This window comes from Segatella asaccharophila, from assembly GCF_054687055.1.
Genome location: NZ_BAACAN010000007.1, coordinates 72,248 through 88,469, shown reverse-complemented (window position 1 = coordinate 88,469; position 16,222 = coordinate 72,248). Strand labels below are relative to the sequence as shown.

At 45.0% G+C, this 16,222-nt stretch carries 12 protein-coding genes and 1 pseudogene; 4 read left to right on the top strand and 9 right to left on the bottom strand.

Annotated elements, in window-relative coordinates:
• Nucleotides 1-18 precede the first annotated feature (18 nt).
• Nucleotides 19-309, bottom strand: a complete 291-nt coding sequence (locus ACYRYG_RS06040; RefSeq protein WP_293416540.1) for a DciA family protein — start codon at nt 307-309, stop codon at nt 19-21.
• Between the two features lie 3 nt (nt 310-312).
• Nucleotides 313-1,425: a DNA replication/repair protein RecF gene (gene recF, locus ACYRYG_RS06035; RefSeq protein WP_293416576.1), complete on the bottom strand. Its 1,113-nt coding sequence runs from the start codon at nt 1,423-1,425 to the stop codon at nt 313-315.
• A gap of 269 nt (nt 1,426-1,694) precedes the next feature.
• On the opposite strand from recF, the gene ACYRYG_RS06030 reads away from it, so the two are divergent.
• On the top strand, nt 1,695-2,399 hold the full coding sequence (locus tag ACYRYG_RS06030; protein WP_293416538.1) for a tetratricopeptide repeat protein: 705 nt from the start codon (nt 1,695-1,697) through the stop codon (nt 2,397-2,399).
• A complete protein-coding gene (gene ribH, locus ACYRYG_RS06025) occupies nt 2,399-2,875 on the top strand; it encodes a 6,7-dimethyl-8-ribityllumazine synthase (protein ID WP_293416536.1) in 477 nt (158 codons plus the stop codon). The genes ACYRYG_RS06030 and ribH overlap by 1 nt, the downstream gene beginning before the upstream one ends.
• Before the next feature lie 65 nt (nt 2,876-2,940).
• Here the strand turns inward: ribH and ACYRYG_RS06020 are convergent, their stop codons facing one another.
• A complete protein-coding gene (locus ACYRYG_RS06020; protein WP_293416534.1) occupies nt 2,941-3,510 on the bottom strand; it encodes a DUF4738 domain-containing protein in 570 nt (189 codons plus the stop codon).
• 243 nt (nt 3,511-3,753) lie between these two features.
• Between ACYRYG_RS06020 and ACYRYG_RS06015 the strand changes: the two genes are divergently transcribed.
• Entirely contained in the window at nt 3,754-4,437 is a 684-nt protein-coding gene (locus ACYRYG_RS06015; protein WP_293416532.1) for a DUF4230 domain-containing protein, read from the top strand.
• A complete protein-coding gene (locus ACYRYG_RS06010; protein ID WP_293416530.1) occupies nt 4,424-5,050 on the top strand; it encodes a DUF4230 domain-containing protein in 627 nt (208 codons plus the stop codon). Before ACYRYG_RS06015 ends, ACYRYG_RS06010 begins: the two co-directional genes overlap by 14 nt.
• A gap of 52 nt (nt 5,051-5,102) precedes the next feature.
• Here the strand turns inward: ACYRYG_RS06010 and ACYRYG_RS06005 are convergent, their stop codons facing one another.
• The 6 genes and pseudogenes from ACYRYG_RS06005 to ACYRYG_RS05980 all read right to left on the bottom strand — a co-directional run bounded on the left by ACYRYG_RS06005 (nt 5,103) and on the right by ACYRYG_RS05980 (nt 16,218).
• Entirely contained in the window at nt 5,103-6,302 is a 1,200-nt protein-coding gene (locus ACYRYG_RS06005) for a multidrug effflux MFS transporter (protein WP_293416528.1), read from the bottom strand.
• Between the two features lie 163 nt (nt 6,303-6,465).
• Nucleotides 6,466-8,937: a glycoside hydrolase family 2 TIM barrel-domain containing protein gene (locus ACYRYG_RS06000; protein WP_293429178.1), complete on the bottom strand. Its 2,472-nt coding sequence runs from the start codon at nt 8,935-8,937 to the stop codon at nt 6,466-6,468.
• Nucleotides 8,938-9,005: 68 nt separating this feature from the next.
• Nucleotides 9,006-11,948 carry a TIM-barrel domain-containing protein gene (locus ACYRYG_RS05995; protein WP_460197827.1) on the bottom strand — a complete coding sequence of 981 codons (2,943 nt, stop codon included), beginning with the start codon at nt 11,946-11,948 and terminating at the stop codon, nt 9,006-9,008.
• A 131-nt stretch (nt 11,949-12,079) separates the two neighbouring features.
• Nucleotides 12,080-14,620, bottom strand: coding sequence for a hybrid sensor histidine kinase/response regulator transcription factor (locus ACYRYG_RS05990; protein ID WP_293427640.1), 2,541 nt, complete (start codon nt 14,618-14,620; stop codon nt 12,080-12,082).
• A gap of 159 nt (nt 14,621-14,779) precedes the next feature.
• Nucleotides 14,780-14,869, bottom strand: a pseudogene (locus ACYRYG_RS05985) (hypothetical protein); the annotation flags it as partial.
• A gap of 83 nt (nt 14,870-14,952) precedes the next feature.
• The gene (locus ACYRYG_RS05980) at nt 14,953-16,218 is read right to left on the bottom strand and encodes a ligand-binding sensor domain-containing protein (protein WP_293427638.1); all 1,266 of its coding nucleotides are present in this window, start codon (nt 16,216-16,218) and stop codon (nt 14,953-14,955) included.
• Nucleotides 16,219-16,222: the final 4 nt, after the last annotated feature.

The window sequence follows — 16,222 nt, the reverse complement described above, 5'->3', positions numbered from 1 at the left end:
TGGTGAATCTCAAGACCATCAGTAAAAATGAATGTCCGTGATTACCCGGGCGCCAACGGTTGCATTCAGCTTCCTGACAAGTGCCGATTTCATCATGGAGAGATCAGCACGAAGAGCAGGATTGAGGAGTTTTACAAAAAGAATCTGATTACGGATAAACAAACCGGCTGTATAGTTCTCGGTAACAGGACCTGCTATCTTAGCCCACTCACTGATCAGGCGTCTTTGCTGCAATGGCGTCTCGAGACCGTCCTGACGGAGTGCCTGGCGGAGCACATCATCCACTATTTCTACTTTTCTTCTGAACATGGCTTATCCTTCTCCTTCCTTAACCGTAATCTTTCCGTCATCGACAAAGAAAATCCGATAATTTCCGTCACCTTGCTTCAGAATACTATCTAAATGATCCCGGTTGGTATCGGTGATAAAGATCTGTCCAAAATGGCGTCCCGAAACCAGACGGACAATCCGTTCCACACGAAAAGTGTCAAGTTTGTCAAATATATCGTCAAGCAATAAAAGAGGCATGGCATGATCCGACTTCTGACGCAAGAAATCAAACTGTGCCAACTTTAACGACAAGACAAAAGATTTCAATTGTCCCTGACTCCCCTCACGCTTTAGCGGATAACCATCCATGAGCATCTCCAGATCATCACGGTGAGCGCCGTGAAGCGAATAGCCTACGGCACGGTCCCGGGATCTGCTAGAATGCAGTATGTCGAGCAGATTCCCCTCGCTCGCATGGGACACATACCTGAGGGATACTGTCTCCTGCTGGTTAGAAACATCCTGATAGATCTCCTGGAATACGGGGATCAGCCGTTGGATAAAATCATTACGCTTGCCAAAGAGGATATTTCCCTGCCGGGCCATTTCATTTTCAAGGACATCCATAAGGGTCTCATCCGGCTCAGCTTCTCCCTTCAACAGGATATTCCGCTGTTGTAAAGCCTTATTATAATACATCAGCGCGTTTAGGTAAGTATGATCATACTGGGAGATCGCCACATCCATAAATTTCCGGCGCTCCTCACCTCCACCAAGGACAAGAGATATATCTGACGGAGAAATGAGGATCAGAGGGATCAGTCCAATATGCTGGGACAGCCGCCGATAATCTTTACCATTCCGCTTGAAATGTTTTTTCCGGCCTCTTTTCATAACACAGGAGATCACCTCATGCTGGACAACAGACAGATCATAATCTCCTTCCAGCATAAAAAAATCCTCACCATGAGTGATCAGTTGGGAATCAGGAGAACCAGAAACGCCATGACAGAAAGACAAATAATATACGGCATCAAGAAAATTGGTTTTCCCCACCCCATTAAGGCCCAGAAAACAGTTCATCTTAGGAGACAGGTCAAGATCTGCCGCCTTGATATTTTTGAAATTTACAATCGAAATCCGTTTGAGAACCATATCCCTTAAGCCTTCCCGATGCATTACTTTCCTGCAAAGTTAAACCTTTTAGTCATGAAAAACGAAAAAAGTGCTTGATAAATTTCAATATATGGGAAAATATAAGTAATTTTGTCCCGATAAAGCTATAGATATTACCAACCTCAAATCACAGCAAGTGGCAACGAGGATTAACTTTGGTGTCACCGGATACTTGCTTAAAACTTATGATCAGGTCCAGGGCAAGCGTTGTGGGTATCATAAAGAAACAATAAAATCAATTCATAATAATGGCAAAAAACAAGAAAGAGGGCTCTATGGATATGGAGGATACCCTCAATAAATCTGAAGCTACCTTCTTAAAAAACAGGAAACTTTTCGCATGGGTTGTAGTAGCCATCATCGCAATTATTGCAGCGATAATAGCCTACCATAATCTCGTCGCTGTTCCTAATGAGAACAAAGCAAGTACAGAACTTGGCCGCGGACAGGAATATTTTGATAATGAAATGTTCGACAAAGCGCTCAACGGAGACGGAGCCGGATATAATGGGTTCGTAGCTATTGCTGATAACTATGGCAGCACAAATGCCGGTAACCTGGCTAATCTCTATGCAGGATTGTGCTATGCGAACCTGAACAAGTGGCCTGACGCATTGAAATATCTCAAGAAATATAATCCTAAAAATGACCAGATGGTCAGCCCCGCCGCTATTGGTGCCTTAGGGGATGCATACGCCCATAACGGGCAACTTGACAAGGCGATAGACAACTTTAAGAAGGCTGCCGAAATGGCTGACAAGCATGCTCTGGATCATCGGAACAACAGTCTCTCTCCTACTTATTTGATCAAAGCGGGTGAAATTCTGGAGAGTCAAGGAAAGAAAGCGGATGCTTTAAAGATCTATCAGGACATCAAGAAAAAATATGTCAATGCTGCAATTGTACAAAGCAGCGAAATTGACAAATATATAGAAAGGGCTTCCACTAAATAATGGCAACAGCATTACATAATCTTTCAAAATACGACTTTGACAGTATTCCTGATGCCAGTAATATGTGCTTTGGTATTGTAGTGGCAGAATGGAATCATGATATTACAGGTGCTATGCTGGAGGGTGCAGTAAAAACACTTGAGAAGCATGGCTGCTTATCTGAAAACATTCATGTGAAAACCGTTCCAGGAAGTTTCGAACTGGTTTATGGTGCTCACCAGATGGTACTTAATGGAGGTTATGATGCAGTCATCATTTTCGGAAGCGTGATCAGAGGAGATACACCTCACTTTGACTATATCTGTCAAGGGGTCACCTACGGGATTGCACGCTTGAATGCCACTCAGGAGATACCGATCATCTATGGACTCCTAACTACCAATGACCATCAGCAAGCTCTTGACCGCTGTGGAGGGAAATTAGGAAACAAAGGAGATGAATGTGCAATAGATGCTATTAAAATGGCAAAATTCTAAAAATAAAGGCTGAAAACTAATTGGTTCTCAGCCTTTATTTTATCTTTTATCTAACCGTCCCGGAGTTATTCTTCTTCGTCTGACTGGGTATCAGATCCGGTATCCAGACTATTGTCCTTACTGATGTCAACCGTCCCCGTGTGGGATAATTTCATCACCAAAGGGATATATTCGTCACTGGTGACATCCGGAGAACCTACGCTTACTGCAAAAAGCAAATTACTGCTTTCCGCTTTTACGAAGATGATCCCCAGCAATGCTCCCTTCTTTTTCGTATCATCATCAATATAAGAGGAAAAATCTGATTTCGTAAAGGTGCGGCTGAAAAAGACCGAACCATTTTTCCGAACAACTTTCACGGTGATCTGATTGTCATCATATTTGGTGTTCTCATCCACTTGTGCCTGCGGTAAAGAAGGGTCTGATTTGCGAAGCACATCAATGGTATAGGTCTCCCCCATCCAGGAGGCTGTACGAACATCATGAAAAGGACTCATGCTCTGAGTCTTCTCTTTCGCGGGGATCACCGCACTCTTAGGAACGATAATATCATTGCTTTTCTTCTTGCTGGAACAAGAGATCAGTGCTCCGTCAAGCAAAACAAGTACAGCTGCAGCAAATATTATTTTTTTCATTTTCCAGTTTCTTTAAGCAACGCAAAGGTAATAAAAAAAAATCACACAGATGCCTGTTCATTTGGAATAGTTTAAGTACAGGGTAAAATCAACTGTCACCAAGGTTGGCAAAAGGGGACATCAGCAGAAAACTTATTGTCCATCAGATAATGAAAATAGAAGAAGGAGATGATGAAAAAAAAGAAGAAAGACTCCAAAGGTAAACTTTTTTCTGTATATTTGCGGAAAACAAAAAGATCCAACATGAAAAAATCCATCCTCCTCTTATCCCTTTTCCTTCTGGCTTTCATTTCATGTGGAAAGCATCCCACAGCCCAGGATAATGAAGCGGAAGACTCTTTATCCTTGCTGGTCATGCAGATTAAGAAATGTTCGCGCCTTTATACTGCGGAATATAAAGTCCGTAAAATTATTACTCACCAGGACCAACTCCAATTAAAGGGTACTCTGTTAAGTAAATCATTTGACCTTCCTGTCCCTGTTGCAGGAACCAGACAGGTGGCTATCCCAATAGAGGCTACCTTGAAAGCCTATGTTGATTTCAGCGATTTCTCAGAGAAAAATATCAGGAAGAAGGGAAACCAACTTGAGATCATCCTCCCGGATCCAAAGATAGAGCTCACCAGTACACGCATTGATTATCAGGGTATCCGTTCTAATATTCCTCTTCTTCGAGGGAGATTCCGAGACGAAGAACTGGAAAACTATGAGCGGCAGGGGCGTAAAGCCATCCTGGATGATGTCCCCCGGATGGGTATGATAGAGACGGCACGCCGGAGTGCCGCCGAGATCCTGATCCCGATAGCTGAGGCTATGGGGTATCCGCAAAATCATATTACGATCACCTTACGGAAAGATTTCAGGACGGGAGACCTCCAGAAACTCTTAGATGCAACAAAAACAGAAACGGAACATGAAAGAGAATAATTTCAAAACAACTTTTTTCACACGACTGCTGATGAAAATCATTTTGGGACTCACCTGTATTCTCCTGTCCATAGTGGTCATCCATTCTATTATGAGAGACAACCATCTCTCTATCTTCAGAAAGGGATCAACTCTTCTCACCCCTACACAGATAAAATCAATACAGAATATCGGGCAGTGGGAATTTCTCTCCATCAGCGATGAAGAACTCGTCGATACCGTTCGGCATGGTTTTTTCAGTGATGATGAACTGATGAATATCTACTATGGTACTCTGCGGTTAGGAATAGACATGAAGGATGTCAGAGACGGCTGGATCAAAAGAGATCATGATACGCTTACCTGCACCCTGCCGCCTATCCGGCTCCTGGATAATGAGTTTATCGATGAAGCCCGCACAAAGACTTTCTATCAAAACGGACACTGGAGCGCCGATGACCATGATGATCTCTATCACCGGGCTGCATACCTCATGAAAAAACGCTGTCTCACTCCTGATAATATAGAAAGCGCCAGGCTGAATGCCAGTGACCGTTTCTACAATCTCTTCAAGTCCATGGGTATACAGTTTGTCAGAATCCGATTTGAGAAGACAGCGGCCCCCAAACCATGAGCGGCAAAATTCTTACCTCTTTAATCCATGAGCAGATGCATTCTTTGACCGCTCAGGCCTGGACTTTCTCTATTCCGCATAAGGCTTCCCGCTTGATCTGCCGGCATAAGTTCAGGGTGAGGAAAAGACAAACCACAGCCCCTGAGACCATCACCAAACCAGAAGTAACTGGTATATCCCCTAACGATACCAGTGGACTTGCCACAGCACCTGACACAAAACCGCTCGCACCAAAGATCGCACTCGCTGCACCTGCTCTCAAGCGCTCTGTATCCATGGCAATAGCCGTAGCTGCTGGCTGCATAAGTCCAAAACCTATCACCATCCATACATAACCGATCATAAGCAGCCCCAGAGGTGCATGTACGATCAGACACAGGGTAGTAATAACGGAACCGATAAGCAGATGAATCGCTGCTGCCTTAAGGGCAGTATTCTGATGCTTAAAACGCGCTCCCAGCAAACTTCCGATACCGATCGTAAAAGCAATCAGGCCAAAACACAGGCTATAGGCTATAGGAGATAGCCCATAAGTTTTCTGGAGGACAAAGGGAGAAGAAGCAATATAGGCAAAAAACGTGAGGAATCCGGTCATGGATACACATGTACTCAATGTAAAACAAGGATTACGGAACACCTTGAATAAGTTGACGTAGACGTGAAGGACCCCGGCTTTGGACCGCTTCTCCAAAGGCAGTGTCTCACGCAGGAAACAACTGCACACCATCAATATGACTCCGATAGCAAGCAATAAGCAGAAGATTCCGCGCCATGAGACAAAAGCGGTCATCACTCCTCCAAGGATCGGTGCAGTAACCGGTGCGATACCGTTGATGGCCCCTAAAACTGCCATAAAACTCTGTAAGTCAATCCCACTAAACATATCCGTAGCAATACTTTTAGAAAGAACTATTCCTCCGGCTCCTCCTATCCCTTGAAAAAGACGCATAAGGTTGAATAAATAGATGTTGGGAGAAAGCACGCAGAACACTGAGGCAAGGGCAAAAAGCAGCATCGAGAGGATCAGTAATCGTTTCCTGCCAAATTTATCTGAGAGAGGACCGATAAAAATTTGTCCCACAGCCAGACCTACCATGCCCATGGTAAGGCTCAGGGCTACTAATGAAGGAGAGGTGTGAAAAGATGCTGACATCGCCGGCATCGCCGGAAGATAAAAATCTGTGACAAAAGGGCCGAATGCGGTCAGTAAACCTAACGTTATAGGTACGAAAAGACCAATTTTCTGTTTCATTATAATATATTTATAGCATTGCCGGCTTTATGGGCCGGCAAATGCCACAAAGGTACTCATAAAGAATACAAGAAAAAAACGAGTTATTCCAATACGTAACGACTTATTACATTACTTAACGATTTTAAACACCATCATCGTAACCCAAAGGTAAGAATCTCGATTATTGTACTTGAAGGGCCAGGACTGCCGGACGGAGATCAACACCACGGGCGATCAGAGTAACCTTTCCTGAAACTTTTTTTGATTTCAGTACCACCAGGCATTTCCCGAAGAAAGCCTTGCGCTGGTCAGCCTTGAAGCGTTCCATGGAAAACTCGCATCCATTATCCACCCCGGCAATAGAAGCCGGTCCCTTGACATCAAAATAAATCTCATTATCTGCATCAGGACAGAGATTTCCGGCCTTGTCTACAACTTCAACCGTTACAAAGGATAAGTTTCTGCCATTGGCCATAAGTTTGGTACGATCGGCCTTCAGAAGGATATGATCAGGAAGGCCGGCAGTATGGATAGACTCCTCACGGACTACTTTCCCCTTTAAACGGGCTACGACCTTCACGGTTCCCGGTTCAAACTTCACCCTCCAGACGACATGATACTGGTGATCGTTGGTTTTCCTCCGCACGCCCTGACTCTTGCCATTAATAAACAGTTCCACTTCATCTGCATGATTATAGTAGCACCACATATCGATCGTCTGTCCGGGTAACCAGTTCCAATGTGGAAACAGATGCAACACATCACGGTCAGTCCATTCACTCTGATACATGTAATAAATATCCTTAGGGAATCCTGCCAGATCTATGATCCCAAAATAACTGCTCCGTGCAGGAAAACCGTAAGGAGTTGGCTCCCCGATATAGTCCCAGCCAGTCCAGATAAACTGGCCGCAGCAATAAGGAGTATGCTTCACAATATCCCATGTTTCCTCATCTGTACTGCTCCACGGTGCATGCATATTGTCATAAGACGAGCACATCATCGACGGATCCGTATAAGGACGGTCCCACCGGTCCGGAACGATGTATATAGAATCTGAAGGCATCTTGTAATAACCACGGGTCATCAGAGCGCTGACACTTTCCGTCATGATAAAAGGCTTGCCAGGAAAATTCTTCGGGACATCCTTGATCCATTGCCGGTGATAGTTATATCCGATCACATCCAGAGCACCACTCTTGAAAAGATTATTATTCGGATTCGGCTCATTGCAGCCAGCCGTAACAGGACGCGTCTTATCATACCGCTTTACAATATCCGCCAGATGAATAGTCAGCAAAGAATTCGGCGAGAGAGATGAAGAATGAGAAAGCGCAGAGGGATCATGTGCTGCGTTCAGCAACAGGTTCGCTTGATCGAGGGTCAATTGATTCGGCCCCTTGGAAGACCACTGTTCCAGGACTTCATTGCCTATGCTCCACAACAAGATACAGGGGTGATTACGGTCACGACGGATCATATCCGACAGGTCACGCTCATGCCACTTATCAAAGAAACGGGCATAGTCATTCTTCGTCTTCCTCTCTCTCCACATATCAAAAGCCTCATCCATGACTATGAACCCCATCGTATCGCACATGTTGAGAAGTTCGGGCGCAGGAGGATTATGGGAGCAGCGAATGGCATTACAACCCATATCCTTCAGCATCAGCAGCTGACGGTGCAGGGCATCTTCATTTAAAGCTGCTCCCAGACAGCCCAGGTCATGGTGGTCACATACACCATTGATCTTGAAGTTCTTGCCATTCAACCAAAACCCCGTCTTTGAATCAAAGCGAAAAGACCGGAATCCGGTAGTTGTTTCCTCTGTATCTGTTACCCGATGGTGGAGGAGTACTTGGGCGTACACCTGATACACATAGGGATGCCCGATGGACCACAAATGGGGAGCATGCACATTGAGGCTTACTGACAGACGGTGACTCTGGGCTCTAGCAACTATCCGTCCCTGGTGGTCCCTTATCAGATACCTGATCATCGGTTTTTCAACCTTCTGTCCCTTACCGGCCAGTTGGACATCTATCCTTACCTTTCCATCCGCCTCAGAAACCACATGCAGTCCCCAATGAGCAATATGAAGAGACGGCGTACCCACGACCCAGACATGACGGTAGATGCCACAGCCACTGTACCAACGCGAATTGGGCTGATCACTGTCGTCCACCTTCACGGCCAGAACATTATCTCCTGTCCGGTTCAGATAGGGGGTCAGTTCATAGCGGAAAGAACTGTATCCGTATGGTCTGTTCCCCAGTTCATGACCATTCAAGTAGACCGTCGAATTCATGTACACTCCGTCAAAATCAATGAAATAACAAGCCGATTTCCCCCCTCCGGGAAGATCTGACAAAGAAAAATGTTTCCGGTACCAACCTGTCCCACCAGGCAGAGCACCCCCGCCAGCACCACTGGGATTACGGTCGCTGAAATCTCCTTCAATAGCCCAGTCATGTGGCAGATCGAGTTTTCTCCAATGTGAGTCATCATAGTCCGCCTGTGACATTTTCGCATTATTGCCAAGGAGGAACAGCCATCCCTCATCAAAGCAAGACCTCTCACCTGCCTGCACTCCTAAGAAGCAAGTCAGCAAAAGGAACACGGTCATGATCACTTTCTTCCCATCATCTTTCATCTTTATATTCTCTTTATTATTCGTTGTTCTTTCTTCATTTTTATACCTTCTCACTCATTACTACCGGTTTATCGCAGCCGCACACTTTCCGCCTGCCCGTTATAAGACAGCAGCATTCCCTGTGGATGATCCAGATCCAAAGGTTGAGGCCGTCCCGCTTTCACCACGACAATACGGAAATGGCGACTCTTGAGCATCCCCTTAAAAGCCCCTCTCCGCTTTCCGATAGTCAAAGTTTTACGGTGTTCATCATAATTGAAAGGGATCAGGGCATACTGTCCTCTTTCATAATCATAATTAGTACCCTCATCCTCATAGAGAGTAAAGTGAGCATCTGCACCTTCATAGACATAAAGTTCTATCGGATCAGCAGGTTTCTGGTCACTCCATTCTTCAGCCGGCCCGAAAGGGACAATTGAGCCCTCCGGAACGAAGACAGGTATACGGCCGTAGGGAGCGTCCGCAGTAATCCTCTGCCCACCCTCGTAATACCGTCCCGTCCAAAGATCATACCATCCCCGCTGCCTCGGCAGATAGACCTGACGGCTCCGGGCCAGGAAATGGGTCACGGGGCAGGCCATAAGGGCGGGGCCGAACATCCATTGGTCACGAATATCATCAACGCCGGGATCACCGTTAAAGTCCATCACCAAAGCTCTCATCAGCGTATAGTCACGGAAATGAACAGCTCCGTCAAGACTGTACAGGTAAGGCATCATCCGGTAACGGAAACGATCAGTTGCGACTATCGCCCTGTAAGCAGGATGATTGTCAGGGGCGATGTTCCAGACCTCACGTAACGGCCATTGCCCGTGAGTACGATAAAGCGGGATAAAGCATCCCAGCTCGTTCCATCTGGCTTGCAACTCCCTCCATTCCCGGAGGTCTGCATTCTCCACACCGGTACGGTCAAAGAGTTTCTGAGCAGTTACATAGCGGTTTTCCACAGAGAACCCTCCTATATCCATACCCCAGAACGGCAGTCCGGATATGGAATAATTCAGCCCTGCCGTTATTTGTGCCCGCATGTCCTCCCAGCGCGTGCCAATGTCTCCACTCCAGGTAGCAGTACTATAGCGTTGCAGCCCCGCAAAGCCACTCCGGGTCAGGAGGAACACCCTTTGGCCTGGATTCACCTTGCGCTGACCGTCATAAATGGCCTCAGCATTCATCAGTGCATAAGCATTAAAATACTCTGTACTCGAACCCAGGCTGGTAGGACCACACAGAGCCTTGCGATACCACATTGGCGTACAGTCACACACGTCAGGTTCGGAGGCATCCATCCACCAGGCATCTATGCCGAAATGATATTTTTGATACAGATTTTCATTCAACTGATCCCAGAACATCTTGCGGGCACCTGGAGAATAGGCATCATAGAAAGACCCCGGGTATCCAAGCCAGTCCAGGATCGAGTCCTGGATAGCCTGGTGATAGATCCACCCATGGGCATCCAACTCCTTATAATTTCTGACCGTCACATAAAACTTAGGCCAGACAGAGATCATAAACCTCCCATGCATTTGATGGATGCTGTCCAGCATTGCCTGAGGATGAGCATAACGGGAAGCATCAAAAGTATGATCTCCCCATGAATCAATCTTCCAGTAATTCCAGTCCTGTACGATATTATCTATAGGGATATGACGAGTACGGAATTCTTTCATGACCCTTTCCACTTCTCCACTGTTCCGATAACGCTCACGGCTCTGCCAGAATCCAAGTGCCCACTTCGGATAAACGGGGGCCTTGCCTGTAAGCGTACGGTAACCGGAGATCACGTCATCCAGATCTCGGCCCGCAATAAAATAGTAATCCATTTCACGGCTCATCTCACTCCATATACTCAATTTCCCCTGGTCTTGATCACTTCTTGGCGTAGCTGCACGCAAGCCACAGTAACTGACATCACCATCCGGCTTCCATTCGATGCGGACAGGAACCCTTACACCCTTTTTCATGGGCACGACAAATTTCCACGAATTTGGATTCCATGCCGTACGCCACCGTTCCGGGACAACTAATTTGCCATCGATATATACCTTGATATAACCTGCGTAATAAAGGAGAAAATGATAGTGATTATCAACAGGAGCCTGAAGAAAACCTTCATAGACCACATTGGATCCTCCAAGTGTAATGTCCTGTGGTAAATTCCGGATGCCTCCATGATCCGTGGCCTTTGCAATAGCAGATTTTGGAGGACATCCATATTCAAAATACAGGGAATCTTCACGACGCACCAGCCTGTTTCCTTTCTTGTCAACATAAGTACCGGTCAATGCTCCCGCCCGCCAGTCCTTATCATATAAGGTGAAAGCATGGTTAAGTTGCACATAAGGGTTGGGATTTCCAAAACGGCAGTAAGAATAACTGTCCCACAGGATCCCATAATTACGATTGCTCACTACAAAGGGTACACTTACCTTTGTGTTATATTGAAACAGATCCTCATTCCGCCCTTTCATGTCCAGCTCCCCTGCCTGATGCTGCCCCAAGCCATAAAAGGCTTCATCAGAAGGACTATCAAAAAGTGCACGGCAAGACCAGCCTTTACGCTGTGCAGCCGTAAGGTGTCCCGCCCCTATTTCACGAGCCGGAACGAAAAACGGTTTAAGAGTCTTGCCCCCATGAGCCGTTTCCTGAACATACAGCCGTCCGTCCGGATGATAGAAGGCAATACGGCCTGACAGGGCATCAACATCAACGCGCAGGGATGAGGTGCTAATCAAGATATGGGAATTCTTCTGCCTGACACGAAAGACAGGACGGGCTGTCTGAGGAACAATCATCAGGCTCTGTGTGGCAGGGAACGTCTTTTCCTTCGTTGCACGGACACGAATGATATGGTCCCCTACTACCTGAAGACTGACCAGGTGAGGACCATCCGGCCCAGGGGACTGGACATACACAATAATTGTATTCCCCTTCTGTATATAATTTGCTGCTGATAAGGGAGCAACAAAGAAATAGAGAATAATAAAAAAAAGCCACTTCTTGGTTTTCATTATATATTAATTAAATATTGACCACACAAAGATAGACAATAAATACTAAAACATAAGGAATATTATGTTACCAATGAATACATAAAATGTTAACTCGCCTATTTCTTAAGATCAAAATGAATCCTCAAACCTTAATATTGAACAGAACCCTTATTCTTTTTTCTGTACTGTGAAGGTTTAATGCCATACGCCTCAGAAAAATATTTAGAGAAATAACGGGGATTGTTAAAGCCGACCTTATAGGCCACCTCGCTCACCGTGAAAGATCCATCAAGGAGTAATTTCTCCGCCTCTTTCAGACGGATGTCACGGATGAAAACGGAAGGCGTTTCACTCGTAATTTCCAGCATACGCTTATAAAGTTGTACTCGTGACATATTTAATCCTACACTTAGAGACTCTACGCTGAGTTCAGGATCAGCAAGGTGAGAACGAACCAATTCTTCCGCTTTCTCTATCAGTTTGCGATCAGCCTCAGGCATTTCAGTTGCAGCCAGCAGCCCTGAAGGCGATCCGGTTTCCCCCCGCCGATGCCACTCCAGAAGATGCTCAATACGCAAGTGAAGGGTCTCAAGGCTACAAGGTTTCGTAACATAATCATCCGCACCATAAGATAATCCTTCCGTTTCCTGTTCTGGAGCAAGGCGTGCAGTAAGCATCAGAAAGGGAATATCAGCAGTATCCGGATTGGACTTGATTTTCTTGCAAAAAGTATTACCGTCCATCACCGGCATCATCACATCGCTTAAGATAATATCAGGACGGCGCATTCTAATCTGCTTCAGTGCCTCTTTTCCATTAGGTGCAAGTAGGACATCATACCATTCCGAAAAGACTTCATCCATAAAGGAAAGAAAGTCATTGCTGTCATCAACGAGAAGCAGGCAAAAACGTTTCCTGTCTTTGCCTAAGGATGACTTTACCTTATCCGATGGGCCCTTTCCTTCTATCTCTGACGGCATAGACACCTGCCCAGAAATATCTTGCGGTGAAGCCTCCAGAGAATCATCTGTACGAACAGGAATGGTAACGACAAATATTGTCCCCCCACCAGGATTATCTTTCACCTCCACCGTGCCGCCATGCATTTCTGCAAAATTCTTGACCAGATTCAGTCCGATTCCACTTCCTCCAAAAGGTTGCATCTCATCAGCATTTACTTGAAAGAACTGATCAAAGACGCGCTTTTTATCCACATTGCTGATCCCTCTTCCTGTATCTGCAACCATTATCTCCAACCCCTCTGTATGCTCAAAGGCTGATGCCGATAGGGATAACGATACCGTGACCTTACCTCCTGAAGGTGTAAACTTATAAGCATTAGAGAGAAGGTTATCTACGATCTTACCCATTTTATCCGGATCGAAATAAATCTGTAATGCCGATACCGTCGAGCGAAAAGAAAGTTGAATATCTTTTCCTCCCAACATTTGAAAATTGGTACAGATATTTCTGACAAAAGCGACAATATCATTAGGAATAGCATTCAATTTCTGTTCATCAAGGTCCAACTTTCTCACATCAAGAAACTGATTGACTAAAGTCAACAATCTCTTTGCATTACGCTCTACAAGTTGTAATTTCTCTTTCTTCCTGGGATCATCCTCTTCTTTGATCATTCGCGTTACCGGGACAAGGACCAAAGTCAGCGGCGTACGAAGTTCATGGGTAATGTTGGTAAAGAAATTCAACTTTAACTGGTTCAACTCTCTTTCACGCTTGTCCTCAATTCTCTTCTGACGAAGGTCAAACTGCTCCTGCTGATGCTTCAGTAATCTATGATAGCCCGCATAGAGAAATATCAAGAAAGCAACAACATAGAAGAGAACAGCTCCTATGGACAAGTAAAAAGGAGGATGAACATGAATGGTTAAAGTGCTGATATCCGGATTCACTGTTCCATCACTATTGACAACACGGACCTGAAGTCTATAGGTCCCTGAAGAGAGATTGGAAAAAGTAATATTGGGATCATTTGCTGCTGTTGTCATCCACCTGTCTTCTGCTCCTTCTAACCGGTAGCAGAAACGGTATCGAGAGGGCAACGTGACTTTATTGACCGCTAAAAGTACGGTAAAGGTGTTTTCATTATGCTTCAAGTCAACATTACGGCTCAAATTAAGAGCTTCTTTCAGGACCTCATGACCGTCATATTTTTCCCCCACTGAAAGTATATGATCGAAAAACATCAGACCACTGAAGATCACTCTTAAAGAGCCATTAGACTTTTTACTCTGTATAGAACGGATGACGCTAACTCCATTCTGCCCGCCTACAAGAACATCTCCATGATCGGTAAGAAGGACAGAACGATAATTGAATAATCTATCCTGCAAACCGTCAAAACTATTATATTCAGTTACGGAAAATGATAATTTCGAATTATGTCCCCGCCTGATCCTTACCTGGGCAATGGTATGATCATATACCAGCCATATTACACCCTTTCGATCTTCCACGATCGAGCAACCTACGCCGGCAGAGAGTTCTCCCGGTAAAGAGATGGAGCGGAGCAGGCCGGAAAGTGGGTCATAGAGAGAAATGCCAGAAGGAGATGCCATCCAAAAGATGCCACGGCTATCCTGAACTACTTGATTCGTAGCAAGACTCAAGAAAGCCCGTCCGTCAACCGTTGACTCATAGTTACGGATACGACGCGTCGTGAGGTCCATAACTGAAAATCCTCTCGAATGACCAATCAGGATTTTATCTGATCCTCTGATCCTACTGATTGAACTGATATAATCAGAAGGGAGCGTAGAATTAACGGTATTATAGGTAACAAATCGCCTGGTCCGGGGATTCATGATCTGTAATCCTGCACCTAATGTTCCTATGATAATATCACCGTCATTGTCCTCGCAAAGAGCCCAGACATCATCTGAAGCTAACTGACCAGGGAAATCATGGGCACGGAATATTGTCCAATGGCCATCACAAAAGCGGGCCAGTCCCCCTTTATAAGTTCCGAAATATAAAGAACCGTCATGAGCAGCTAAAGTACTTACGACAATATTGGATCCCAGACCTGTTGGGACATACCAAAAGTTTTTGCAATTCCCGTATAAGGATTATAACGCACTATACCCTTATCATTAGTACCACAATAAAGACATTCCTTTTTATCCTCACACATTGAACAAACATCCCCTAAAGGGAGGATCATAAACCTTGATGAATTATTGGAACAATAGGCCAATCCATTTTCATAAGTACCTATCCAGAAGCCACCGGAAATATCCCTATAGATCGTCTGGAGCGTGTTGTCCGGCAAAGAACCCTCTTGACCGGACTTGCACATATAGGTCTGACATGAATGCCGCTTGCCATCTAAAATCAATAATCCTTGATGATCAGTAGCCAGTAATATCCGGCCGGAAGCATCCTGGTTGATGTCCTTCACAATAAGGTTAAAATAAGGCAGGGATATGCCCATCGCCTTACAAAAACTGAAAAGACTCCCAAACCAGTGGTGTAAAGTGGAACTATAGATCATGCAACCCGTTTCACCCTCCAGCCAATAGTTGTGTTCTTTGTCTATAAATGTCTTGGAAGCTGCAATCCTGACGGGCGAATACTTCTGAGCATCACGATTGATCCACACAATATGCTGATGATACCCATCAACACAGACCAGCAAACCATTACGATAAGTAATCACAACGGTATTTCCACGTAAAGCAAAAGCTACGACCTGCCCTTTCGGAATGCCTGTACCTTGCCGGAAGAAACAGGCCTTTTTACGGTGCACATCATAAAAATAGCAACCTTTGCCATAGATATTCAACCAGAAATTACCCGCTTTATCAATTAGAACCTTATTAGGAACACCTTTCATTCCCCGTTTCTGCATCCAAGAAGAAAGATTGGAGTCAAAACATTCATGATGAAGGTCAAGAATGCAATAGCCGGATAGCGTATGGATCCAAAGATCACCCTTGAAATCTTGCTGGATGTCATCCACGGTATTATTCGGAAGAGAGTTTTTGTCTTCTTTATTAAAGAAATAATTCTTGAACCGATAACCATCAAAACGATCAAGTCCTGATTGGGTTCCAAACCACATAAAACCATCACGGTCACGAAAAATGACATTAACCTGACTATTACTTAAGCCTTCACGTGTACTCAGTGTACTAAATTCTATATGGTTAAAGTTATAGCATGAATTCAGGATGGAAATTCTTGTTATGTTCGCATCCGCCATAAGCCGGGTAGAAGTTTTCAAACACAACAAGATCAAAATTACCAACTCAATATAGTCTTTCATGGTT